General features: G+C 58.1%; 21 protein-coding genes and 1 pseudogene. 1 reads left to right on the forward strand and 21 read right to left on the reverse strand.

The window, feature by feature from the left end; all coding sequences use genetic code 11:
* Window positions 1-92 precede the first annotated feature (92 nt).
* Entirely contained in the window at window positions 93-989 is an 897-nt protein-coding gene (locus AD668_RS13740) for a LysR substrate-binding domain-containing protein (protein WP_053159564.1), read from the forward strand.
* A gap of 90 nt (window positions 990-1,079) precedes the next feature.
* Here AD668_RS13740 and ispD read toward each other — a convergent pair whose 3' ends face one another.
* From ispD to pyrH, 21 genes and pseudogenes are all read right to left on the reverse strand, one after another.
* Window positions 1,080-1,787, reverse strand: a complete 708-nt coding sequence (gene ispD, locus AD668_RS13745) for a 2-C-methyl-D-erythritol 4-phosphate cytidylyltransferase (RefSeq protein WP_053159566.1) — start codon at window positions 1,785-1,787, stop codon at window positions 1,080-1,082.
* On the reverse strand, window positions 1,784-2,062 hold the full coding sequence (gene ftsB, locus AD668_RS13750; protein WP_008057335.1) for a cell division protein FtsB: 279 nt from the start codon (window positions 2,060-2,062) through the stop codon (window positions 1,784-1,786). The genes ispD and ftsB overlap by 4 nt, the downstream gene beginning before the upstream one ends.
* A 171-nt stretch (window positions 2,063-2,233) precedes the next feature.
* Complete coding sequence (gene eno / locus AD668_RS13755) at window positions 2,234-3,523, reverse strand: phosphopyruvate hydratase (RefSeq protein ID WP_053159569.1); 1,290 nt, start codon at window positions 3,521-3,523, stop codon at window positions 2,234-2,236.
* A 146-nt stretch (window positions 3,524-3,669) separates the two neighbouring features.
* Window positions 3,670-4,515, reverse strand: a complete 846-nt coding sequence (gene kdsA, locus AD668_RS13760; protein ID WP_053159571.1) for a 3-deoxy-8-phosphooctulonate synthase — start codon at window positions 4,513-4,515, stop codon at window positions 3,670-3,672.
* 6 nt (window positions 4,516-4,521) lie between these two features.
* Complete coding sequence (locus AD668_RS13765) at window positions 4,522-6,153, reverse strand: CTP synthase (RefSeq protein WP_053159573.1); 1,632 nt, start codon at window positions 6,151-6,153, stop codon at window positions 4,522-4,524.
* A gap of 274 nt (window positions 6,154-6,427) precedes the next feature.
* Window positions 6,428-7,755 (reverse strand): annotated as a pseudogene (gene tilS / locus AD668_RS13770) (tRNA lysidine(34) synthetase TilS).
* A 128-nt stretch (window positions 7,756-7,883) separates the two neighbouring features.
* Window positions 7,884-8,831, reverse strand: coding sequence for an acetyl-CoA carboxylase carboxyltransferase subunit alpha (locus AD668_RS13775; RefSeq protein WP_053159575.1), 948 nt, complete (start codon window positions 8,829-8,831; stop codon window positions 7,884-7,886).
* 140 nt (window positions 8,832-8,971) lie between these two features.
* Window positions 8,972-12,493 carry a DNA polymerase III subunit alpha gene (gene dnaE, locus AD668_RS13780; protein ID WP_053159577.1) on the reverse strand — a complete coding sequence of 1,174 codons (3,522 nt, stop codon included), beginning with the start codon at window positions 12,491-12,493 and terminating at the stop codon, window positions 8,972-8,974.
* Window positions 12,494-12,570: 77 nt separating this feature from the next.
* Entirely contained in the window at window positions 12,571-13,197 is a 627-nt protein-coding gene (rnhB, locus tag AD668_RS13785; protein ID WP_053159579.1) for a ribonuclease HII, read from the reverse strand.
* Between the two features lie 11 nt (window positions 13,198-13,208).
* Window positions 13,209-14,339, reverse strand: coding sequence for a lipid-A-disaccharide synthase (gene lpxB / locus AD668_RS13790; protein ID WP_053159581.1), 1,131 nt, complete (start codon window positions 14,337-14,339; stop codon window positions 13,209-13,211).
* 2 nt (window positions 14,340-14,341) lie between these two features.
* Window positions 14,342-15,118, reverse strand: a complete 777-nt coding sequence (lpxA, locus tag AD668_RS13795; protein ID WP_053159583.1) for an acyl-ACP--UDP-N-acetylglucosamine O-acyltransferase — start codon at window positions 15,116-15,118, stop codon at window positions 14,342-14,344.
* Window positions 15,115-15,555 carry a 3-hydroxyacyl-ACP dehydratase FabZ gene (gene fabZ / locus AD668_RS13800; protein ID WP_007907157.1) on the reverse strand — a complete coding sequence of 147 codons (441 nt, stop codon included), beginning with the start codon at window positions 15,553-15,555 and terminating at the stop codon, window positions 15,115-15,117. The genes lpxA and fabZ overlap by 4 nt, the downstream gene beginning before the upstream one ends.
* A gap of 109 nt (window positions 15,556-15,664) precedes the next feature.
* On the reverse strand, window positions 15,665-16,720 hold the full coding sequence (lpxD, locus tag AD668_RS13805) for a UDP-3-O-(3-hydroxymyristoyl)glucosamine N-acyltransferase (RefSeq protein WP_053159585.1): 1,056 nt from the start codon (window positions 16,718-16,720) through the stop codon (window positions 15,665-15,667).
* Window positions 16,721-16,723: 3 nt separating this feature from the next.
* The gene (locus AD668_RS13810; RefSeq protein WP_007990260.1) at window positions 16,724-17,227 is read right to left on the reverse strand and encodes an OmpH family outer membrane protein; all 504 of its coding nucleotides are present in this window, start codon (window positions 17,225-17,227) and stop codon (window positions 16,724-16,726) included.
* Between the two features lie 45 nt (window positions 17,228-17,272).
* Window positions 17,273-19,648: an outer membrane protein assembly factor BamA gene (gene bamA / locus AD668_RS13815; protein ID WP_053159587.1), complete on the reverse strand. Its 2,376-nt coding sequence runs from the start codon at window positions 19,646-19,648 to the stop codon at window positions 17,273-17,275.
* A 74-nt stretch (window positions 19,649-19,722) separates the two neighbouring features.
* Complete coding sequence (gene rseP, locus AD668_RS13820; RefSeq protein WP_053159589.1) at window positions 19,723-21,075, reverse strand: sigma E protease regulator RseP; 1,353 nt, start codon at window positions 21,073-21,075, stop codon at window positions 19,723-19,725.
* A 54-nt stretch (window positions 21,076-21,129) separates the two neighbouring features.
* Complete coding sequence (gene ispC / locus AD668_RS13825) at window positions 21,130-22,320, reverse strand: 1-deoxy-D-xylulose-5-phosphate reductoisomerase (protein WP_053159591.1); 1,191 nt, start codon at window positions 22,318-22,320, stop codon at window positions 21,130-21,132.
* Complete coding sequence (locus AD668_RS13830; protein ID WP_053159593.1) at window positions 22,317-23,123, reverse strand: phosphatidate cytidylyltransferase; 807 nt, start codon at window positions 23,121-23,123, stop codon at window positions 22,317-22,319. Before AD668_RS13830 ends, ispC begins: the two co-directional genes overlap by 4 nt.
* Window positions 23,123-23,878, reverse strand: coding sequence for a polyprenyl diphosphate synthase (gene uppS / locus AD668_RS13835; protein WP_053159595.1), 756 nt, complete (start codon window positions 23,876-23,878; stop codon window positions 23,123-23,125). Before uppS ends, AD668_RS13830 begins: the two co-directional genes overlap by 1 nt.
* Window positions 23,879-23,891: 13 nt before the next feature.
* A complete protein-coding gene (gene frr, locus AD668_RS13840; RefSeq protein ID WP_053159597.1) occupies window positions 23,892-24,449 on the reverse strand; it encodes a ribosome recycling factor in 558 nt (185 codons plus the stop codon).
* Window positions 24,446-25,189, reverse strand: a complete 744-nt coding sequence (gene pyrH / locus AD668_RS13845; protein ID WP_003172271.1) for a UMP kinase — start codon at window positions 25,187-25,189, stop codon at window positions 24,446-24,448. Before pyrH ends, frr begins: the two co-directional genes overlap by 4 nt.
* Between the last annotated feature and the right edge of the window lie 143 nt (window positions 25,190-25,332).

Raw genomic sequence — 25,332 nt, forward strand, 5'->3', positions numbered from 1 at the left:
AATAAAAACAAGACAGGGAGTGTAATACAGCGTCACACGGTGAATAATCCGGACAAAAGCAAAACATTATTGCTGCACAGGGATAATCATCGATGTCCGAGAATCGCTGGGAAGGCATTGACGAGTTCGTCGCGGTGGCCGAATGCAGTCAGTTCACAGCTGCCGCCGAACGCCTGGGCGTTTCTTCCTCCCACGTCAGTCGACAAATAGCACGTCTGGAAGAGCGCTTGCAGACTCGTTTGCTCTACCGCAGTACCCGGCGTGTCACGCTGACTGAAGCCGGACAAACTTTTCTGCAGCATTGCCAGCGCCTGCAGGATGGACGGGAAGAAGCGCTGCGGGCGGTTGGCGACTTGACCAGCGAACCCAAAGGCATGCTGCGCATGACCTGCGCGGTAGCGTACGGCGAGCGATTCATCGTACCCCTGGTGACGCGCTTCATGGGGTTGTATCCGCAACTGCGTATCGACATCGAACTGACCAATCGCCAACTCGACCTGGTGCACGAGGGTCTGGATCTGGCGATTCGTCTCGGCCGTTTGCAGGACTCAAGGCTGGTCGCCACACGCCTCGCACCCCGTCGGATGTTTCTTTGCGCTTCCCCGTCCTACATAGAACGCTACGGTCGGCCACACAGCCTGTCGGAACTCAATCGGCACAATTGCCTGATCGGTAGCTCGGACCTCTGGCAACTGGAACAAAACGGTCGGGAATTTTCACAACGGGTGCAGGGAAACTGGCGCTGCAACAGTGGGCAAGCGGTGCTGGATGCAGCGCTGCAAGGTGTCGGGCTGTGCCAGTTGCCGGATTATTACGTGCTGGAGCACTTGAACAGCGGCGCGTTGATTTCACTGCTGGAGGGGCATCAACCGCCGAATACTGCGGTTTGGGCGTTATATCCGCAGCAGCGACATCTGTCGCCGAAGGTGCGCAAGTTGGTGGATTTTTTGAAGGAGGGGTTGGCTGAAAGGCCGGAGTACAGGATTTAAGATCAAAAGATCGCAGCCTGCGGCAGCTCCTACAGGACATCAGGTGATACGCAATCGATCTTTGTAGGAGCTGCCGCAGGCTGCGATCTTTTAGCGACGATTAGCCCAACGCTGTCGCAACCAATCAAGATCCTCAGGACGCGTCACCTTGAGGTTATCGGATCGCCCTTCGATCAAACGTGGCGCCAAACCGGCCCACTCCATCGCCGAGGCTTCATCGGTGACCACGGCATCTGCCACCAGACTGTCGGCCAATGCACGGTGCAAGGCCCCAAGGCGAAACATCTGCGGCGTGTAGGCCTGCCAGATCACACTACGATCAACGGTTTCGACCACACGACCGTGTTTATCGACGCGTTTTAGCGTATCCCGCGCAGGAACCGCCAGCAGTCCACCGACAGGATCGTCAGCCAGCTCAGCCAGCAATTTGTCTAAATCGTCACGACTGAGATTCGGCCGTGCAGCATCATGGACCAGTACCCAATCCTCATCGTCGGCACCCTGCCCATGAAGGTGCAACAACGCATTGAGCACCGAACCGGATCGCTCGGAGCCGCCCTCGACCCGCGCGATACGCGCATCGCCAGCACACGCCAGGTTCGGCCAATAAGGATCGTCAACAGCAAGACTGACCACCAGGCCTTTGAGGCAAGGATGATCAAGGAAACAACCGAGGCTGTGTTCGAGAATAGTGCGCCCGCCCAGTTGCAGATACTGCTTGGGACGGTCTGCGGCCATACGGGCACCAACACCCGCGGCAGGGATCACGGCCCAAAAGGCCGGTAAGGTCTGGTTCATTGCGCCAACTGGTAAAGGGTTTCACCGTCCTTGACCATGCCCAACTCGTGGCGAGCCCGCTCTTCGACGGTCTCCATGCCCTTCTTCAACTCGCTGACTTCAGCGTCCATCACCCGATTGCGTTCCAGCAGCGTCTGGTTCTCAGCTTGCTGATCGGCAATCTGCTGAGTCAGCTCGGCCACTTGCGCCAGACTGCCATTACCCACCCACAGGCGGTACTGCAGGCCAGCCAGCAGCAGGAGCAAGACGAGGAACAACCAATTGGGACTGCGCATCGAATATCAGGTATCCAGTGAAAAAAGACAGCCACACCAAAACATGAAGCTACTGATAGCACGAAGCCTGGAAGAACCAGGCTTGCGCTTGTAAGGCATCAGATTAGTGGCAAAAACGTCGCTGTAGCGATTTTTCCGACACAATCCGGTGTCTTTTTTACCACGTACTGCTTAGCCGCGGAATTCGCTGCGGCCGTTGTACTTGGCTTTGCCGTTCAACTGCTCTTCGATACGAAGCAGTTGGTTGTACTTGGAAACGCGGTCGGAACGGCACAGCGAGCCGGTCTTGATCTGGCCAGCCGAAGTGCCCACTGCCAGGTCGGCAATGGTCGAATCTTCGGTTTCGCCGGAGCGGTGCGAGATCACGGCGGTGTAACCGGCAGCCTTGGCCATCTGGATGGCTTCCAGGGTTTCGGTCAGGGTGCCGATCTGGTTGAACTTGATCAGGATCGAGTTGGCGATCTTTTTGTCGATGCCTTCTTTCAGGATCTTGGTGTTGGTCACGAACAGGTCGTCGCCTACCAGCTGGGTCTTCTCGCCGATCTTGTCAGTGAGGATTTTCCAGCCAGCCCAGTCGGATTCGTCCAGACCATCTTCGATGGAGATGATCGGGTAACGCTCGGTCAGACCTTTCAGGTAGTCGGCGAAACCTTCAGCGGTGAACACCTGGCCTTCGCCGGACAGGTTGTACTTGCCGTCTTCGTAGAATTCGCTGGCTGCGCAGTCCAGTGCCAGGGTCACGTCGGTGCCCAGTTTGTAACCGGCGTTGGCCACAGCTTCGGAGATCACTTTCAGTGCATCTTCGTTGGACGCCAGGTTAGGAGCGAAACCACCTTCGTCACCGACAGCAGTGCTCAGGCCACGGGCCTTCAACACAGCTTTGAGGTGATGGAAAATCTCGGTGCCCATGCGCAGACCTTCCGAGAAAGACTTGGCGCCAACCGGCTGAACCATGAACTCCTGGATGTCGACGTTGTTATCGGCGTGCTCGCCACCGTTGATGATGTTCATCATCGGAACCGGCATCGAGTAAACACCCGGGGTGCCGTTCAGGTTGGCGATGTGAGCGTATAGCGGCAGGTCCTGGTCCTGTGCTGCCGCCTTGGCCGCAGCCAGGGAAACGGCGAGGATCGCGTTGGCGCCCAGGGAGCCTTTGTTTTCAGTACCGTCGAGCTTGATCATTGCCAGATCGAGCGCTTTCTGGTCGCTTGGATCGGTGCCTTTCAACAGGTCGCGGATCGGACCGTTGATGTTGGCTACGGCTTTGAGGACGCCCTTGCCCAGGTAACGGCTCTTGTCGCCATCACGCAGCTCGAGCGCTTCACGCGAGCCAGTGGAAGCACCGGACGGCGCGCAGGCGCTGCCGATGATGCCGTTGTCGAGAAGCACATCCGCTTCCACGGTGGGATTGCCACGGGAGTCGAGAACTTCACGACCTTTGATGTCGACGATTTTAGCCATTGCTGTAAACACTCCAAAGTTGACGAAAACGCTGTACCGCTCGATTTATAACTTGTAGGTCACATCTGTAGGAGCCGGCTTGCTGGCGATTGCGACCAAAAGGACGCGATCGCCAGCAAGCCGGCTCCTACGACCGGATTCCAATATTACGCGGTTTCTACCGTCGGAAAACTCTTCACCAGTTCGTCCACGGCTTTGAGCTGGGCCAGGAATGGCTCCAGTTTGTCCAGACGCAAGGCGCAAGGACCATCGCACTTGGCATTGTCCGGATCCGGGTGAGCTTCGAGGAACAAGCCCGCCAGGGACTGGCTCATGCCGGCTTTTGCCAGGTCGAGGACCTGGGCGCGACGACCACCAGCAGAATCAGCGCGACCGCCAGGCATTTGCAGCGCATGGGTCACGTCGAAGAACACCGGGTATTCGAACTGCTTCATGATGCCGAAGCCGAGCATGTCGACGACCAGGTTGTTGTAGCCGAAGCTCGAACCGCGCTCGCAGAGGATCAACTGATCGTTACCCGCTTCCACGCACTTGTTCAGGATGTGTTTCATTTCCTGGGGTGCGAGGAACTGGGCTTTCTTGATGTTGATCACAGCGCCCGTCTTGGCCATCGCGACCACGAGGTCGGTCTGGCGCGACAGGAAGGCCGGCAACTGGATGATGTCGCAGACTTCCGCGACGACCGCGGCCTGATCAGGCTCGTGGACGTCGGTGATGATCGGCACGCCGAAGGCTTGCTTGATGTCCTGGAAAATCCGCATGCCCTCTTCCAGACCGGGACCACGGTAAGAGGTCACGGAGGAGCGGTTAGCCTTGTCGAAGCTGGCCTTGAACACGTAAGGGATACCGAGTTTCTCGGTAACCTTGACGTACTCTTCGCAGACCTGCATCGCCATGTCGCGGCTTTCCAGCACATTCATGCCACCGAACAGCACCATTGGCTTGTCGTTGGCAATCTCGATATCGCCGACGCGGATGATCTTCTGGGCCATCAGGTTTTATGCCTTCTTCTGGTGTTGAGCCAAAGCAGCTTTGACAAAACCGCTGAACAACGGGTGACCGTCGCGAGGCGTCGAGGTGAACTCCGGGTGGAACTGGCAAGCCACGAACCATGGATGATCCGGCGCTTCAACCACTTCAACCAGCGCGCCATCACCGGAACGGCCGGAGACTTTCAGGCCGGCTTCCATGATTTGTGGCAGCAGATTGTTGTTCACTTCGTAGCGATGACGGTGACGCTCGACGATCACGTCCTTGCCGTAGCAGCCGTGGACCAGGGAGCCCGGCTCCAGCAGGCAATCCTGCGCGCCGAGGCGCATGGTGCCGCCCAGATCGGAGGTTTCGGTACGGGTTTCGACAGCGCCGGTGGCATCTTCCCACTCGGTGATCAGACCCACGACCGGGTGACCGCTTGCACGATCGAACTCGGTGGAGTTGGCATCTTTCCAGCCCAGCACGTTACGCGCGAACTCGATCACGGCCACTTGCATGCCCAGGCAGATGCCCAGGTAAGGAACCTTGTTTTCGCGAGCGAATTGAACGGCAGTGATCTTGCCCTCGACGCCGCGCAGACCGAAGCCACCCGGTACCAGGATCGCGTCCACACCTTCCAGCAGCGCAGTGCCCTGGTTTTCGATGTCTTCGGAATCGATGTAGCGCAGGTTGACCTTGGTGCGGTTGCTGATACCAGCGTGGCTCATCGCTTCGATCAGCGACTTGTAGGCATCCAGCAGCTCCATGTACTTGCCGACCATGGCGATGGTGACTTCGTGCTCAGGATTGAGCTTGGCGTCGACCACGGCTTCCCACTCGGACAGATCGGCACCGCCGCATTGCAGACCGAAGCGCTCGACGACAAAATCGTCCAGGCCCTGGGAGTGCAGGATGCCCGGGATCTTGTAGATGGTGTCGGCGTCTTCCAGCGCGATCACCGCACGTTCTTCAACGTTGGTGAACTGGGCGATCTTGCGACGCGAGGAAATATCGATCGGGTGATCGGAGCGGCACACCAGCACGTCAGGTTGCAGGCCGATGGAACGCAGTTCCTTGACCGAATGCTGGGTTGGCTTGGTTTTGGTTTCGCCGGCAGTGGCGATGTACGGCACCAGTGTCAGGTGCATCAGCATCGCGCGCTTGGCGCCGACTTCGAAACGCAGCTGACGGATGGCTTCGAGGAACGGTTGCGATTCGATGTCACCCACGGTGCCACCGATCTCGACCATCGCCACGTCGGCATCGCCGGCACCCTTGATGATGCGGCGCTTGATTTCGTCGGTGATGTGCGGAATCACCTGGATGGTTGCACCCAGGTAGTCACCACGGCGCTCTTTGCGCAGCACGTGCTCGTAGACACGGCCCGTGGTGAAGTTGTTGTTCTGGGTCATGGTCGTGCGGATGAACCGCTCGTAGTGGCCCAGGTCCAGGTCGGTCTCGGCGCCGTCGTGAGTGACGAACACTTCACCGTGCTGGAACGGGCTCATGGTGCCCGGGTCGACGTTGATGTACGGGTCCAGCTTCAGCATGGTGACCTTAAGTCCCCGCGCCTCCAGGATGGCCGCCAATGATGCCGATGCAATGCCTTTCCCCAAAGAAGAAACAACACCGCCCGTGACGAATATGTAGCGCGTCATGAAAAACCCTAGAAGTCTGCGTTAAAGCGGTCCGAGCCGCCGGGGAAAGCGAAGGAAGGCCGAAGCCCCCGATCACCTGCATTAATTACAGTGCACCTTTCAAAAAAACCGCCGCGTTGGGACAGACCGGGAGATGAAACACCGGTACGTTGCTCGCTACACATTTTTTGGAATCGCCCAGCAAAGACTGCTTGGTAATCGGCAACTCCTGCAATTCAGGCGAATCCACAGAAGTTGTATCAAGAAGGGAGCGTAGTCTACCGGAAAGCCCCTTTCAGCTCAAACCTTGATCTTCGATGGTGGTTGCCAATGCAAACGCCAGTTACCGAGCACGCTGCCGTCCAGCCCGTGCAGGTTCGCCACCGCCAGCAATTGTTCGCCCCGATAGAGCAGCGGCAATCTGCCACGGACGAATGACGGTACCGCCCTTTCGTTGAGCAAACGCTTGAGGTCCCGGTGGCCACGACCCGGTAAATCCATGGCCTCTCCCCCTTCACGATAGCGGATATGCAGCGGGCCATCAGGGATTTGACCTGTGAATGCGAGCACACCGTTACCCGGCAATGACAGTGCGATCGATGGATCCGGCCACGCTCCCGCTGCCGGCACAGCATGCAACCAGCATCCGCCAAGCCACCAGATGCGCCCGCCCGCCCGGTGCAATTCACCATCGGCCAGGCGCCACACAGGGGCAGCATCACCGGCGGCATCACGCAAATCGGCCCAACCCGACCAATGGTCGGTATCCGGCAAACGGGTCTGCGGTTCGAGCCAGTGACTCAAGGCATTGCGTTGCCTTGCAACGGAGAGTTGCGCGAGGGGAGCCAGTTCCAGGGAGGGCAATCCCAGCCAGTCAAATTCCCCCCCGGAACTGGCGCGTGCCAGATCGATTTGCGCCAGCTCATCGAGCAATCCTTGCGCTTCGTTCAGATGAGCGGCACTGCGAGCCATCGTCGCCGCCGCTTGTGGCCAGCGGGCGGTCAGTACTGGAAAAATCTGATGACGCAAAAAGTTGCGCGAAAATTGCCGATCCTGGTTCGAAGGATCTTCAATCCAGCTCAAACCCTGCTCGGTGGCATAGGCCTCGAGTTCAGCTCGAGAGACGTCGAGCAGTGGCCGCAACAGGTTTCCACGACCCAACGGACGCTGGCGGGGCATCGCCGACAAACCGCGCACGCCCGCTCCACGCAACAGGCGAAACAGTAGCGTTTCCGCTTGATCGTCGCGGTGCTGCGCGGTCAGCAGCACTTCGTTGTCGTGAAGGGTTTCGATGAAGGCCTGATAACGTGCCTCTCGGGCTGCCCTCTCCAGACTGGCGCCGGACTGCACCTGCACACCCATGACTTTCAATGGCACCCCCAGCGCCGCACACACTGATTGGCAATGTTCCGGCCAGGCATCCGCCGCGGCCTGAAGGCCATGATGAACATGAATGGCGTTGAGTGCCGGCAGGGATTCGGTTTGAGAGAGTGTTGCCAGAACGTACAGCAGGACAGTGGAGTCGAGGCCACCGGAGAAGGCGATGTGCCATTGAGCGGCATTGCGCCAAGGCTCAAGATTCAACAAAAGCCGGGAAGACAGATCACTCTTGGAAGGAGTCATAGAGATTGATCGCCCCTCATAAACCACTGTAGGAGCTGCCGCAGGCTGCGATCTTTTGATTTTGCATTTTCAAGATCAAAAGATCGCAGCCAGCGGCAGCTCCTACAAGGGTATTACGTGCAGTCTGATTACAGACCGTAGCTCATCAGTCGATCGTAGCGGCGCTTGAGCAGCGCATCGTTGTCGAACTTCTTCAGCATCGCCAGTTGCGAGCTCAGCTCGGCACGGATCGACGCAGCGGCAGCGGCCGGGTCACGGTGTGCGCCACCCAGTGGTTCGCCGATCACTTTGTCCACGATGCCCAGGCCTTTGAGGCGCTCGGCGGTGATGCCCATGGCTTCAGCCGCGTCCGGCGCTTTTTCGGCAGTTTTCCACAGGATCGAGGCGCAACCTTCCGGCGAAATCACCGCGTAGGTCGAGTACTGCAGCATGTTCAGCTGATCGCAAACACCGATGGCCAGTGCACCACCGGAACCACCTTCACCAATGACGGTGGCAATGATCGGGGTTTTCAGACGAGCCATGACACGCAGGTTCCAGGCAATCGCTTCGCTCTGGTTGCGCTCTTCAGCATCGATACCAGGGTACGCGCCCGGGGTGTCGATGAAGGTCAGGATCGGCATCTTGAAGCGTTCGGCCATTTCCATCAGGCGGCAGGCCTTGCGGTAGCCTTCCGGACGGGGCATGCCGAAGTTGCGGCGAACCTTCTCGCGCACTTCACGGCCTTTCTGGTGACCGATGATCATCACCGGCTGGTCGTCCAGACGTGCGATACCACCAACGATGGCGGCATCGTCGGAGAAGTGACGATCACCGTGCAGTTCGTCGAACTCGGTGAAGATGTGTTCGATGTAGTCCAGGGTATACGGACGTTTCGGGTGACGCGCCAGACGTGCGATCTGCCAGCTGGTCAGCTTGCCGAAGATGTCCTCTGTCAGCGTGCTGCTTTTTTCCTGCAGGCGAGAGATCTCATCGCCGATATTCAGCGAATTGTCATTACCGACCAAGCGCAACTCTTCGATCTTGGCTTGCAGGTCGGCGATCGGCTGTTCGAAATCTAGAAAATTCGGGTTCATAGGCGTCCGTCTAGGGTCGACGTCCAAGAGAGCTTGGGCCGGCCGGTTGTCTATTCGCGCCCTACCTTAAGGGAGAGGCGCGTTGAGGTCGAGATTAAAAATTCTGGTCATGCTCAGGATACGTAATGGCACCCTGACCGTTAACGGTATTGGAGGAAGACGTTGTCTCGCCCGAACTGGTCACGCAAGGCTTGAATCAACGCATCCGCCGGATCGATTCGCCAGCCTTCGCCAAACTGCAACAAGGCCTTCGCATCGGGACTGGTGTAGTCCATGGTGATCGGACAAGCACCGCGGTGACGCTTCAACAATTCACCCAGCCAGCGTAGCTGATCACCCTTGAGATCCTTGGCGTGCAGCTTCAAACGCAGGCTCTCGGCCAGGTTGGTGCGCGCATCCTCCATGCTCATCACCCGTTTGACTCGCAGGCGCAGGCCACCGGAGAAGTCGTCGTTACTAACCTCGCCTTCGACCACCACCATCGCATCGGTTTGCAACAGCGACTGCGCGGAATGGAACGCATCGGCAAACAGCGACGCTTCGATCCGGCCAGAGCGGTCGTCAAGGGTGATGAACCCCATCTTGTCGCCCTTTTTATTCTTCATGACCCGCAGGGCGATGATCATGCCGGCAACAGTCTGCGTGTCGCGAGCCGGTTTCAGATCGATGATGCGCTGACGGGCGAATCGGCGGATTTCACCTTCGTATTCGTCGATCGGGTGACCGGTCAGGTACAGGCCGAGGGTGTCTTTCTCACCTTTGAGCCGTTCCTTCAGCGTCAGCTCCTTGGCCTTGCGATGATTGCCGTAGACATCGGCGTCCGCCTCAACGAACAGGCCACCAAACAGGTCGGCGTGGCCGCTGTCATGGGTGCGGGCGGTTTGTTCGGCCGCCTTGATCGCCTCTTCCATGGCGGTCAACAGGACAGCGCGATTGCGGTCGATGTTGGCCTGATAGGCTTTTTGCTCATCGTGAAAATAAGGGCCGAGCCGGTCCAGCGCACCGCTGCGGATCAAGCCGTCGAGGGTTCGCTTGTTGATACGTTTGAGGTCGACCCGGGCACAGAAGTCGAACAGATCCTTGAATGGACCGTCCCGACGCGCTTCGGTAATCGCCTCGACCGGCCCCTCGCCTACACCCTTGATCGCGCCCAGGCCGTAAATGATCCGGCCTTCGTCGTTCACCGTGAACTTGAACTCCGAGGTGTTCACGTCCGGCGCGTCGAGGCGCAACTTCATGGTGCGAATTTCTTCGATCAAGGTCACGACCTTGTCGGTGTTGTGCATGTCCGCCGACAGTACCGCCGCCATGAATGGCGCCGGGTAATGGGTTTTCAACCATGCGGTCTGGTAGGAAACCAGACCGTAAGCGGCGGAGTGAGACTTGTTAAAGCCATAACCGGCGAATTTTTCTACCAGGTCGAAAATGTTACCGGCAAGGTCGGCGTCGATATTGTTGGTCTTGCAACCTTCAATGAAACCGCCGCGCTGTTTGGCCATTTCTTCGGGTTTTTTCTTACCCATGGCTCGACGCAACATGTCCGCACCCCCGAGGGTGTAACCGGCCATCACCTGTGCGATCTGCATCACCTGTTCCTGATACAGGATGATGCCGTAAGTCGGCGCCAATACGGGCTTGAGACCTTCGTACTGATAATCCGAGTGCGGATACGCCAGCTCGGCGCGACCGTGCTTACGGTTGATAAAGTCGTCAACCATGCCGGACTGCAGCGGGCCCGGGCGGAACAGGGCTACCAGTGCGATCAAGTCTTCCAGGCAGTCGGGCTTGAGCTTTTTGATCAGCTCTTTCATGCCTCGGGATTCAAGCTGGAACACCGCCGTGGTTTCAGCTTTTTGCAGCAACGTGTACGTCGGTTTGTCGTCGAGCGGGATGAACGCGATGTCCAGCGGTGGCTCGTCGACCTTGGCGCGGTCGCGATTGATGGTCTTGAGCGCCCAATCGATAACCGTCAACGTCCGAAGACCAAGGAAGTCGAACTTCACCAGCCCGGCAGCCTCAACGTCATCCTTGTCGAACTGGGTTACCAGGCCATCACCGGCCTCGTCGCAATAGATCGGCGAAAAGTCAGTCAGCTTGGTCGGCGCGATCACCACACCACCGGCGTGTTTGCCGACGTTACGCACAACGCCTTCGAGCTTGCGCGCCATCTCCCAGATTTCCGCGGCCTCTTCATCGACCTTGATGAAGTCGCGCAGGATCTCTTCCTGCTCGTAGGCCTTCTCCAGAGTCATGCCGACTTCGAACGGGATCATCTTCGACAAGCGATCGGCCAGGCCATAGGACTTGCCTTGTACCCGCGCCACGTCGCGGACCACAGCCTTGGCGGCCATGGAACCGAAGGTAATGATCTGGCTTACCGCATTGCGACCGTACTTTTCGGCCACGTAGTCGATGACCCGGTCGCGACCGTCCATGCAAAAGTCGACGTCGAAGTCGGGCATGGAGACCCGTTCCGGGTTGAGGAATCGTTCGAACAGCAGGTCGTACTCGAGCGGGTCCAGGTCAGTGATCTTCTGTACATAGGCCACCAGCGAACCGGCGCCCGACCCCCGGCCAGGGCCAACCGGTACGCCGTTGCTCTTGGCCCACTGGATGAAGTCCATCACGATCAGGAAGTAACCGGGGAATCCCATCTGGATGATGATATCCAGCTCGAAATTCAACCGGTCGACATACACCTGACGCTTGGCTTCGTAGTCTTCAGTGGTGTCCCTGGGCAGTAGAACGCTAAGCCGCTCTTCCAGGCCATCGAAGGACACCTTGCGGAAATACTCGTCGATGGTCATGCCATCGGGAATCGGGAAGTTGGGCAGGAAGTGCGTGCCCAGCTTCACTTCAATGTTGCAGCGCTTGGCAATCTCGACGGTATTTTCAAGCGCTTCGGGAATATCGCTGAACAGCTCGGCCATTTCCTCGGCGCTTTTGAGGTACTGCTGATCGCTGTAGTTCTTCGAACGCCGCGGATCGTCGAGGGCTCGGCCCTCACCGATGCACACGCGGGTTTCATGAGCAGCAAAATCTTCCTGCTTGATGAAACGTACGTCGTTGGTCGCGACCAGCGGTGCACCTATCTTCTCGGCGAGCGCTACGGCGCCGTGCAGTTGCTCTTCATCATTGGGACGATTGGTGCGCTGGATTTCCAGATAGAAGCGGTCCGGGAATACCGCCATCCACTCGCGCGCCAGGGTTTCGGCTTCGTCCGGATTGCCACTGAGCATGGCCTGGCCGATCTCACCTTCTTTGGCGGCCGACAACATGATCAAGCCTGCGCTGGCCTCAGCCACCCACTCGCGTTCGATGATGATCGCGCCATTGCGCTGACCATCGATGAAGCCGCGGGAGATCAACTCGGTGAGGTTTCGATAGCCTTCGGCGTTCATCACCAGCAGGCTGATCCGGCTCAATGCATTGTCCGGATCCTTGTTTGACAGCCAGAGGTCGGCGCCGCAGATCGGTTTGATCCCGGCCCCCATGGCGTTTTTATAGAATTTGACCAGCGAACACATGTTGTTCTGGTCAGTGACCGCGACGGCAGGCATGTTCATGCCGACCAGGGTCTTGACCAGCGGTTTGATCCGCACCAGACCGTCGACCAGGGAGTATTCAGTGTGCAGGCGTAGATGAACGAATGAAGCCGGCATAGTGATCCTGTCTGTAAACATGAAGACAACAAGGCCCGGATTGTACCGGGCCTTGGTAAAAAAAATCAGCCTAGCGACTAACTCTCGATGAGACCTTCTCGCGCCTCATATGCCAGCCGCACCGGGGCAAACGAACGCCGATGAATCGGGGTCGGCCCAAGCCGTGCCAGCGCTTCCAGATGAACAGGAGTCGGGTAGCCTTTATGGCCACCAATGCCGTAACCCGGATAGATCAACTCGAACGCTGCCATCTCGCGATCGCGACTGACCTTGGCCAGAATCGATGCCGCCGCGATGGCCGGAACCTTGCTGTCACCCTTCACTACCGCCTCGGCACGCATCGGCAGTTTCGGGCAACGGTTTCCGTCGATCATCGCCAGCTTCGGCTGGATGTGCAGGCCGGCGATAGCGCGCTGCATGGCCAGCATGGTCGCGTGCAGGATGTTCAGCTCGTCGATTTCCTCGATTTCGGCGCGTGCAATGCACCAGCTCAGGGCTTTTTCGCAGATTTCATCGTAGAGCTTTTCGCGGCGGGCTTCGGTGAGTTTCTTCGAGTCGTTCAAGCCGAGGATCGGACGGTTGGGATCGAGAATCACCGCAGCCGTGACCACGGCACCACAGAGCGGCCCCCGACCGACTTCATCGACACCGGCAACCAACTCTTCGACTTCGGCGACCAAGGTAAAATCCAGCCCCATTTGCATGCTTGTCTTACTCATTGTACTTGGCCGATCAGGTTCAGCACTGCGTCCGCAGCCTGGTTGGAGGCATCCCGGCGCAGGGTCCGATGAATTTCATCAAAGCCGCGGGTCTGTTCTTCGCCGCCTTCAATCAGGGGCGACAGGGTCTGGGCCAATGCTTCGACCGTCGCATCATCCTGTAGCAACTCAGGCACCAACAGGCGCTGGGCCAACAGATTCGGTAAAGAGATGTAGGGACTTTTCACCATGCGTTTGAGAATCCAGAACGTCAGCGGCGCCAGACGGTAGGCAACCACCATCGGTCGCTTATACAGCAAGGCTTCCAGCGTTGCGGTTCCGGAGGCAATCAGCACGGCGTCGCAAGCAGCCAGGGCCAGATGCGACTTGCCATCGAGCAAGGTCAGCGGCAGGTCGCGACCGGTCAACAACTCCTCAAGCTGCGCCCGGCGCTGAGGACTGGCACAAGGCATGACGAACCGCACGCCCGGGCGCATGGCTCGCAAGCGCTGGGCGGTATCGAGAAACAGCGCGCCGAGCCGACTGACTTCGCCGCCACGACTGCCCGGCATCAGCGCCACCAACGGTCCGTCGGGCAAGCCCAGCTCCGCCCTTGCAGCGGCGCGATCGGCTTCGAGCGGTATCGTATCGGCCAGCGAGTGCCCGACAAACCGTACCGGCACGCCTTTCTCTTCGTAAAATTTCGCTTCGAACGGGAGTAGTGTCAGCATCAGGTCGCATCCCTCGCGAATCTTCAGCACCCGCTTCTGCCGCCAGGCCCAGACTGAAGGGCTGACGTAATGCACGGTCTTGATCCCGGCCTGACGCAACTTGAGTTCGATAGTGAGGTTGAAGTCCGGCGCGTCGATACCGATGAAGACGTCAGGCTTTGCGGCGATCAGGTCGGCCACCAGCTTCTTGCGCCGCGCCAACAGCTCGCGCAACCGGCCCAACACTTCCACCAGACCCATGACAGACAGCCGTTCCATCGGAAAATAGGACGTCAGACCTTCGGCCTGCATCAGCGGGCCACCCACGCCAATGAACTCGATCGCAGAGTGACGAGCCTTGAGGGCGCGCATCAGACCCGCCCCAAGAATGTCGCCGGAAGCCTCGCCCGCTACCAGCGCAATACGCAAACTGGCCATGATTAGCGCGTGATGCCGCGGGTCGAAGACTGGATCGAGTCGCGGAAAACGGCCACTTCCGGAAACTGCGCCGAAGGCTCCGCCAGCTCGGCAAGCGCCTGCTCGACCGTCAGTCCCTGGCGGTAAACCACTTTGTAGGCTCGGCGCAACGCATGGATGGCGTCCTCACTGAAACCACGACGACGCATGCCTTCGAAGTTCATGCTTCGGGCTTCGGCAGGATTACCGAACACCGTGACATAAGCAGGGACGTCCTTGCCGATCGCTGTGCCCATGCCGGAAAAGCTGTGGGCGCCAATGTGGCAATACTGATGCACCAGCGTAAAACCAGACAGAATCGCCCAATCATGCACATGCACATGGCCGGCCAGAGCGGTGTTGTTTACCAGAATGCAGTGGTTCCCGATGACGCTGTCGTGGCCGATATGGGCATAGGCCATGATCAGATTGTGATCGCCCAGGGTGGTTTCCGACCGATCCTGAACCGTGCCACGATGGATCGTCACGCCTTCGCGGATGACGTTGTGGTCACCAATGACCAGGCGGGTTTCTTCGCCTTTGTATTTCAGATCCGGCGTGTCTTCACCCACCGAGGAAAACTGGTAGATGCGATTGTGCTTGCCGATCCGGGTCGGACCCTTGAGGATCACGTGCGGCCCGATGACTGTACCCTCGCCGATTTCCACACCTGCGCCGATGATCGACCACGGGCCGACCTCGACGCCGTCGGCCAGGACGGCCGTCGGATCGATGATTGCGCGAGGGTCAATCAAACTCATAGCTTGCGTTCCGCACAGATGATTTCAGCGGAGCAGACTGGTTTGCCGTCGACCGAAGCCTGGCATTCGAACTTCCAGATCTGCCGCTTGCAGCTCAGAAACTTGGCTTCGAGGATCAACTGATCACCCGGCAGCACTGGCTGACGGAAGCGCAGCTTGTCAGAGCCGACAAAGTAGTAGAGCGTGCCATCGGCCGGCTTCACGTCGAGCATTTTGAAACCAAGGATCCCGGCAGCCTGAGCCATCGCTTCGATGATCAATACGCCTGGCATGATTGGATGCGCAGGGAAGTGACCATTGAAGAATGGCTCGTTGATGCTGACATTCTTGTAGGCGCGAATGCGCTTGCCTTCCACATCCAGATCCACGACCCGGTCCACCAGCAGGAACGGGTAACGGTGAGGCAGGTATTCGCGAATCTCGTTGATGTCCATCATTTCGGGGGGAAGCCTATGTAAAGATTGGGAGCGCGCGACTGATGCGCACTCCTCTAGCAAATCAAGGGAGGCAGTCTAGCGGCTGTGCACACTTGATATGGAAATGGTATCAGCCATCTGATGAAGCATTACCGTCAGGGGTCACTTCCCCTACTTGCTTTTCCAACTGTCGCAGACGTCGTGCGATGTCATCGAGCTGACGAAGGCGTGCCGCGCTTTTGCGCCATTCGGCTGCGGGCTGCATCGCCGTACCGGATGAATAAGCGCCCGGTTCGGTAATCGAGTGGGTCACCATGGTCATGCCGGTGATAAAAACGTTGTCGCAAACTTCTATGTGCCCTACCAGCCCGACTCCACCGGCCAGCATGCAATGCTTGCCGATTTTCGTACTGCCGGAAATGCCCACGCACGCCGCCATGGCGGTGTGGTCACCAACCTGAACGTTGTGGGCGATCTGTATCTGGTTGTCGAGTTTAACGCCATTGCCAAGGATGGTATCGGCCAATGCACCACGGTCAATGGCAGTATTCACGCCAATTTCCACATCGTCCCCAATCAACACACCACCGATCTGGGCGATTTTTTGCCAGATGCCTTTCTCATTGGCAAAACCGAAGCCTTCGCCGCCGAGTACAGCACCGGACTGAATCACCACCCGCTTGCCGACCCGAACGTCGTGATACAGCGTGACGCGCGGCGCAAGCCACCCGCCCTCACCAATTTCACTCCGGGCACCGATGAAACAGTGCGCGCCGATGGTCACTCCGGCTGCAATACGCACCGAACCTTCAATGACTGCAAAGGCACCGATGCTTGCCGTCGGATCAACCACTGCGTCATCAGCAATCACCGCTGTCGGGTGAACACCAATAACTGCCTTGGGCTTGGGATCGAACAAGTGGGAAATTCGGGCGTAAGCCGCGTACGGGTCTGGCACAACCAACGCATTACCGGCAAAACCTTCAGCATCAGCGGCTTTGAGCAATAAAGCTGCAGCCTGACTGCCTGCCAGGTATTTTCGGTACTGGGGGTTTGCGAGAAAGCTCAACTGAGCTGGGCCAGCCTCCTGCAAGGTGGCTAGCCCAGTGATTTCTTTCTCCGGGTCGCCACGCAGTGTGGCGCCGAGGAACTCGGCCAATTGGCCGAGCTTTATAGTCGCGGTCATGGGTTACTTCAGCTGATTCATGCGCTCGATAACCTGGCGCGTGATGTCGTACTGAGGCTTGACATCAATCACTGCGCCACGCTCGAAGACCAGGTCAAAAGCACCTTTCTTGATGACTTCTTCCACAGCGCTGTCCAGTTTCGGCTTGAGCTGCTTCAGCATTTCACGGTCGGCAACGGCTTTGGCCTCATTCAGTTCCTTGGACTGGAACTGGAAGTCGCGGGCCTTTTGCTTGAATTCGAGCTCAAGACGCTCGCGCTCGCCTTGCTGCATCTTGTCGCCGCCAGCCATCAGACGATCCTGAATACCCTTGGCGCTGCTTTCCAGAGTCTTGAGCTTGGTCAGCTGAGGACCGAACTTCTTCTCGGCATCCACGGCGTACTTCTTGGCCGCGTCGGATTCCAGCAAGGCCATTTGATAGTTCAGAACGGCGATTTTCATGTCGGCAAATGCCGGGCCTGCTACCAGTACGGAAGCGAGGAGAACCAATTGAGTCAACTTACGCACGATGCACTCCTACAAAATCCATTGTCGTTATCTTGGGTCAGACGCTTAGAACGTCTGGCCGAGGGAAAATTGGAACACTTGAGTTTCAGCATCATCCGGTTTCTTGACCGGCATGGCCAAAGCAAAACTCAGAGGACCCAGTGCGGTGACCCAGGTCACACCCACACCAACGGAACTGGCCATATTGCTCAGGCTGATGTCATCACACTTGGTGTTGGACTTCGTGCCATCCGCGTTTGTGGTATCCGAGCAGGATGAGTTGAAAACGTTACCCACATCCCAAAATACCGACGTACGCAGGGAGCGTTGATCCTTGATGAACGGCAGCGGGAACAGAACTTCCACACCACCCTGGATCAGGACGTTACCACCGAACGGCAGCGGATCCTGGTCCGGGTCGAGCGCGGTGCCAGGGTTCTTGCCGGTACTTGGCGTGCTGCGCGGACCCAAAGTGCTGTCCTTGAAGCCACGAACCGAGTTGAAACCACCAGCATAGTAGTTTTCGTAGAATGGCAAGCCATCCGTCGAACCATAACCGTCGCCATACCCCAGCTCAGTGTGCAGGCGCATGGTGTAGTTCTCGCTCAATGGCTGGAACAACTGGCCACGGTAGTCGAGTTTGAAGAACGACAGGTCACTGCCAGGCGTCGTGGATTCCAGCACCAGGCTCTGGGAATGACCACGGGTGGCGAGCACGCCCTTGTTCAGGGTGGACTCGGACCAACCGGCCGAAGCCTTGAAGTTCAGATACTTGTCGCCTTCCTTGTTAACGAAGTCGAAGATCTCGTCAACGGTGTACACACCTGTCTTGATCTCATCCTGCTGAGCCGTCAGGCCAAAGGTCAGACGCGAAGTCTCGCTGATCGGGTATCCGACGCTGACACCCGCACCCAGGCTGTCCACCGCATAGCTCGCCACGTCGACATCAAGCTCGTCGTAGTCAGTCGTACGGTAGAAAGCGTTGTAACCCAGGCTAACGCCATCGGCGGTCCAGTAGGGGTCCACAAAGCCGAAGTTATAACGGGTTTGGTATTCGCTTCGGGTCAGGCCGACGCTGACCTTGTTACCGGTACCCAGGAAGTTGTTCTGGGTGATCGACCCACCGAGGATCAAACCGGCGCTTTGGGCAAAACCGACACTGGCAGTGATGGAACCGGAGGCCTGCTCTTCAACGCTGTAGTTAACGTCGACCTGGTCATCGACACCCGGTACGGCCGGGGTTTCGACGTTGACTTCCTTGAAGAAGCCCAGACGCTCCAGACGGGTCTTGGACTGGTCGATCAGGTAGGTCGAAGCCCAGCCGCCTTCCATTTGACGCATTTCACGGCGCAGCACTTCGTCTTCGGACTTGGTGTTGCCACGGAAGTTGATGCGATTCACGTAAGCACGCTTGCCAGGATCGACAGCGAACGTGATGTCTACGGTATGGTCGTCATCGTGCGGTTGAGGCACGCCGTTGACGTTGGCGAAGGTATAACCCTCGTTACCCAGTCGGCGGGTGATCAGTTCGGAGGTGGTGGTCATCAGCTTGCGCGAGAACACCTGGCCTTTTTGCACCAGCAGCAACGACTTGACCTGGTCCTCAGGGACTTTCAGGTCACCGCTCAGCTTGACGTCACGAACGGTGTACTTCTCGCCTTCGTTGACGTTGACAGTGATATAGACGTGCTTCTTGTCCGGCGTGATGGACACCTGGGTCGAGGCGATATCCATGTTGATGTAGCCACGGTCCAGGTAGTAGGAGCGCAGACGCTCAAGGTCACCGGACAGTTTTTCACGGGCGTACTTGTCGTCGTTCTTGAAGAACGACAACCAGTTGGTTGTCTTGAGTTCGAACAGGTCGATCAGGTCTTCATCAGGGAAGACGGTGTTGCCCACCACGTTGATGTGCTGGATAGCGGCAACGGTACCTTCGTTGATGTTGACCTTCAGCGCGACGCGGTTGCGCGGTTGCGGCACCACCTCGGTGTCGACGGTCGCCGAGTAGCGACCCTGGGCGACGTATTGACGCTGCAGTTCGTTACGCACACCTTCGAGCGTTGCACGCTGGAAGATCTCGCCTTCGGCCAGACCGGATTGCTTGAGGCCTTTCATCAGGTCTTCGGTAGAGATCGCCTTGTTACCTTCGATCTCGATGCTGGCGACGGATGGACGCTCGACTACCGTGATGACCAGGACGTTGCCGTCACGGCCCAGCTGGATATCTTGAAAGAAACCGGTTTTGAACAACGCACGAGTGGATTCCACCAGGCGACGATCATCCGCCTGTTCACCGACGTTCAACGGCAAAGCACCAAAGACGCTACCCGCGGAGACCCGCTGGAGGCCATTGACGCGAATATCAGAGATAGTGAAGGACTCGGCGTGAACTTCGGCGATCATCAATACGGTGAGAACCGCAGTTAGCAGCAGACGTTTCATGAAGTCCTTTCTTATTCCAACTGGCAATAAACAAACTGCCGCAAAATGCGGCAGATTCGCAATTCAGCGAAGCGTTACAGTCGACCCAGATCATTGACCAGAGCAAGCAACATCACCCCGACCACCAAACTGATACCGATCTGTATCCCCCAACCCTGCACCCGATCTGACAAGGGACGACCACGCGCCCACTCGATCAGATAAAACAACAAATGTCCCCCATCCAGCACAGGAATGGGCAACAGATTCAGAACACCCAGGCTAATACTCAGATAAGCAAGGAAATTCAGGAAATCAGCGACACCCGACTGGGCCGAAGCGCCCGCCACTTTAGCAATGGTTATCGGTCCACTCAAGTTTTTTACCGAGAGCTCGCCGAACAACATTTTCTTGAGTGAATCGAGGGTCAGCACACTCATGGTCCAGGTGCGGCTAGCGCCTTCGCCGATCGCGGCCAACGGACCGTAACTGACCTCGCGAATCATTTCCGGCGGCCAATCCACCGCCTTCACCCCAGCGCCCAGATAACCACTAGGAGACTTGCTTTCGCCTCGCGAAGCCAATGTTACCGGGACGTCGATTTGAGCACCGTCGCGCTCGACCCGCAGCATGATTTTGGTATCAGGATGCTTACGGACGGTATCCACCACCTGCTGCCAATCATCCACCGAGCGGCCATCGAGGGCCAACAAACGGTCACCGGTTTTCAGGCCGGCAGTTTGAGCCGGCCCCTTTGGATCGATTTCGGCCAACACCGGCGGCAATGCCGGGCGCCATGGACGGATACCCAGGGATTGGATCGGATCAGGCTCATCAGCCCCCTTGAGCCACTTATCCAGCGCCAGCTCCCGAGGAGAGTCGGCCGTAGAACCTTGCTCGCGAACCATGACTTGCAGCGAACCGCTTTCCCCCAGGCGGCGGACAAGCTGCAGATTCACCGCAGCCCAGCCAGAAGTCGCTTCACCATCAATGGCGACGATCTCCTGCCCCCGACTCAAGCCTGCCTTGGCCGCGATGCTACCGGACTCGACGGCACCAATGACCGGACGCACCTGCTCGCTGCCGAGCATCGCCAACACCCAGAAAAACACCAGGGCCAGCAGAAAGTTGGCAATCGGTCCCGCCGCCACGATAGCGATGCGCTGGCGGACGGTCTTGCGATTGAACGATTGATCGAGTTGATCGAGTGGTACTTCGCCCTCCCGCTCGTCGAGCATCTTCACGTAACCACCCAGCGGGATGGCGGCAACCACGAACTCGGTGCCTTGCTTGTCATGCCAGCGCAGCAGCGGCATGCCAAAGCCTACGGAGAAACGCAGCACTTTGACCCCACAGCGACGCGCGACCCAAAAATGGCCGAACTCGTGGAAGGTAACCAGCACACCCAGTGCAACCAGGGTGCCGACAATCATATAAAGCGCGCTCATTTACTTTCTCCGCAATCCTATCCGCCGCTGCCGGGGCAAACGTGTTCGCAGCACTTAGCGTCCGTGACGACTGAGCCAATGCCCGGCCAGCAGTCGCGCTTTCGCATCTGCCGTGAACACTGCTTCAAGATCATCCACCGCCACTACGGGCTCCAGATTCAATACTTCCTCGATAATACTCGCGATTTCCGGGTAACGAACCCGTCCGTCGAGAAACGCTGCCACGGCGACTTCATTCGCCGCATTGAGCATGGCAGGAGCACTATTACCGGCTTCAGCCGCCTGCCGCGCCAATCGCAGACACGGGAAGCGTTCTTCGTCAGGCGCCTGGAAATCCAGGCGCGCAATGGCGAACAGGTCCAAAGGGGCAACCCCCGAATCAATTCGCTCGGGCCAGGCCAAAGCGTTGGCAATTGGCGTGCGCATGTCTGGATTACCCAACTGCGCCAAAACAGAACCATCGACATAGTCGACCAGCGAGTGAATCACACTCTGCGGGTGAATCACTACTTCGACCTGGGATGGCTTGGCATCGAATAGCCAGCAAGCTTCGATCAACTCAAGGCCTTTGTTCATCATGCTGGCCGAATCAACGGAAATCTTGCGCCCCATGGACCAGTTTGGGTGCGCGCAGGCCTGATCAGGTGAAACATGGGCCAATTCAGCCATCGGTGTCTGTCGGAACGGGCCACCAGAAGCTGTCAGCAGAATCCGACGCACGCCGACAGCACTCAATCCACGGTCGAAATCCCGCGGCATGCACTGAAAAATCGCGTTGTGCTCACTGTCGATCGGCAGCAATACCGAACCGCTTTTACGCACAGCCTGCATGAACAAAGCGCCGGACATGACCAGCGCCTCCTTGTTGGCCAGGAGAATCTTCTTGCCTGCCTCTACTGCCGCCAGGGTCGGACGCAATCCCGCCGCCCCGACAATAGCCGCCATGACCGCATCGACTTGCGGGTCAGCCGCTACCTGACAAAGGCCTTCCTCACCGACCAGCACGCGGGTCGAGAGGCCCGCCGCGAGCAAATCATCCTGCAAGCGCACGGCAGCATAGGCCTCGGGCACCACGGCAAACCGTGGAGAGTGGCGCACACAAAGCGCCAGCAGCTCGGCCAACCGAGTGAAACCGCTGAGGGCGAAAACCTGATAACGATCCGGATGCCGGGCAATGACGTCGAGTGTACTCAGGCCAATCGAACCCGTAGCGCCCAGAACGGTAATCTGCTGTGGGTGACTCATGGTCCCGCCATCCACAGCAGCACGGCGAACACTGGTATTGCCGCCGTCAGGCTGTCGATCCGATCCAGCACACCGCCGTGGCCGGGCAGCAGGTTACTGCTGTCTTTGATTCCGGATTGGCGCTTGAACATGCTTTCCGTGAGATCTCCGACCACCGAAATAAACACGATGACTGCTGCGCCAAACAGGCCCATCAGCATCTGAGAAAAGCTCCAGTCACGCGCAATACCGACGATTGCAGTGATGACCAGGCTCAGCAACAGACCACCATACACGCCCTCCCAGCTTTTGCCTGGACTGACTTGCGGCGCCAGCTTGCGCTTGCCGAAGGCCCGACCGGAAAAGTACGCCCCGATATCAGCCCCCCAGACCAGCACCATCACCGCCATGATCAACCAGTTACCCAAAGACTCCTGCTTGATCAGAACCAGGCCCTGCCAGGCCGGCAGCAAGATCAGCAGCCCGATGACAAGCTTGCAGACCGCACTGGCCCAATGCTCGCTACTGCGCGGGTACGTCAGCACCAGGTACGTCGCTACCCCCCACCACAACACCGAAGCCCCCAATACCCAAGGGGCCAGGGCCGGCAGGACGTGCAAGACAAACAGAATTGCCGCGACGACAGCGGCATAAGCAACCCGGATCGGCTGGGCGGTAAAGCCTGCCAAACGAGCCCATTCCCAGGCGCCAAGGGTCACGACCAGACCGATAAACAGCGCAAAACCGGACCCCTCCAGCAGGAAAAACCCGCACAGGGCAATCGGCAGCAGGATCAGTGCGGTGATGATTCGTTGTTTAAGCATTAAACCCGGGCTCCAGCCTCGACCTGCTCGCTCGTTTTACCGAAGCGACGCTGGCGGGATGCGAAATCGGCCAGCGCGTTACGCATGGCATCGTGTTTGAAGTCCGGCCAGAACAGGTCGGAAAAGTACAATTCGGCGTAGGCCAGTTGCCACAGCAGGAAGTTGCTGATGCGGTGTTCGCCTCCCGTGCGAATGCACAGGTCAGGCAATGGCAGGTCGCCGGTTGCCAGGCAGGTCTGCAGCAGCTCCGGCGTAATGTCCTCCGGGCGCAGATGCCCGGCCTGGACTTCCCGGGCCAGCCGCTGGGCGGCTTGTGCAATATCCCACTGACCGCCGTAGTTGGCGGCGATCTGCAGAACGAAACGATTGGCACCGGCCGTCATGGCTTCCGCTTCGCGCATCGCCGCCTGAAGCTCGGGATGGAAGCGCGAGCGATCACCAATGATGCGCAGACTGATGTTGTTGTCGTTGAGGCGCTTGGCCTCACGACGCAACGCCTTGAAGAACAAATCCATCAAGGCACTGACTTCATCGACCGGGCGCTGCCAGTTCTCGCTGGAAAACGCGAACAGGGTCAATACTTCGACCCCAGATTCAGCACACACCTCAATGACCGCGCGAACCGCGTCCACGCCCGCCTTATGCCCTGCAACTCCCGGCATAAAGCGTTTTTTTGCCCAGCGATTATTACCATCCATGATGATCGCGACGTGACGCGGAACTATAGACGGCGCAGCCTGCTTGGTCTTTTCCATGAAAACTCGACCCTTATACGGCCATCAGGTCTTTTTCTTTCTGCGCCAAATCCGCGTCGATTTTTGCCACGAATTTTTTCGTCAGATCGTCGATTTCGCCAGTTGCGCGGCGCTCTTCGTCTTCACTGATGGCTTTTTCCTTGACCAGATCCTTGAGCTGGCTGTTCGCATCGCGACGGATGTTGCGCACGGCAACACGAGCGTCTTCAGCAACGTCACGGGCCTGCTTGGTGAAGCCCTTGCGGGTTTCTTCGGTCAGGGCCGGCATGGAGATCAGCAGCAGCTCGCCAAGGTTGGTCGGGTTCAGGTTCAGACCTGCGCTACCGATAGCCTTGTCGACAGCACCCAGCATGTTGCGCTCGAAGGCAACCACTTGCAGGGTGCGGGCGTCTTTGACGGTGATGTTTGCTACTTGCTTGATCGGAGTATCGGAACCGTAGTACGGCACCATCACGCCTTCCAGAATGCTTGGGTGCGCCTGGCCGGTACGGATACGGCCGAAGTTGTGCGCCAGCGATTCGACGGACTTCTGCATGCGCTCTTGAGCGTCTTTCTTGATTTCGTTGATCATTGTTGGCCTTCCTCGATCAGAGTCCCTTCAGCGCCGCCGTGAACGATATTCAGCAGGGCGCCGGGCTTGTTCATGTTAAATACGCGCAGCGGCATCTTGTGGTCGCGGCACAGACAAATGGCCGTCAGATCCATCACACCCAGCTTGCGATCCAGCACTTCATCGTAGGTCAGATGATCGAACTTCTCGGCATGCGGGTCTTTGAATGGGTCAGCGGTGTAGACACCATCGACCTTCGTCGCCTTGAGCACGACATCGGCATCGATTTCGATAGCACGCAGGCAGGCTGCCGAATCCGTGGTAAAGAAAGGATTGCCGGTACCCGCCGCGAAAATCACGACTTCCTTGGCATTCAGATGGCGCATGGCTTTGCGGCGATCATAGTGATCGGTCACGCCCACCATGGAAATGGCCGACATCACAATGGCCGAGATATTGGCACGTTCAAGCGCGTCACGCATAGCCAGGGCGTTCATCACAGTGGCCAGCATGCCCATGTGGTCGCCTGTTACCCGATCCATGCCGGCAGCGCTGAGCGCTGCACCGCGAAACAGGTTGCCGCCGCCGATGACCAGACCGACCTGAACGCCGATCCCGACCAATTGGCCAACTTCCAGTGCCATGCGATCCAGAACTTTCGGGTCGATCCCGAACTCTTCCGAGCCCATCAGGGCCTCGCCGCTAAGCTTGAGTAGAATGCGTTTATAGCGAGCCTGATAACCACTGCCCTGCTGAGCCATTGCGAATCTCTCCTGCGGCGTATTTTAAAAATTCTTTGCGAGCTGTTTTCAGCTGGCGTTCACTCTAGCTTGGCGCTGCTTCAGCGCCATCGGAACATGGCTTTGTAAGCCAGTTCCAATGGGAAACCAATAAAAATTGGTAC

This window comes from Pseudomonas sp. P1.8 (assembly GCF_001269805.1).
In the GTDB taxonomy this organism is placed as follows: domain Bacteria; phylum Pseudomonadota; class Gammaproteobacteria; order Pseudomonadales; family Pseudomonadaceae; genus Aquipseudomonas.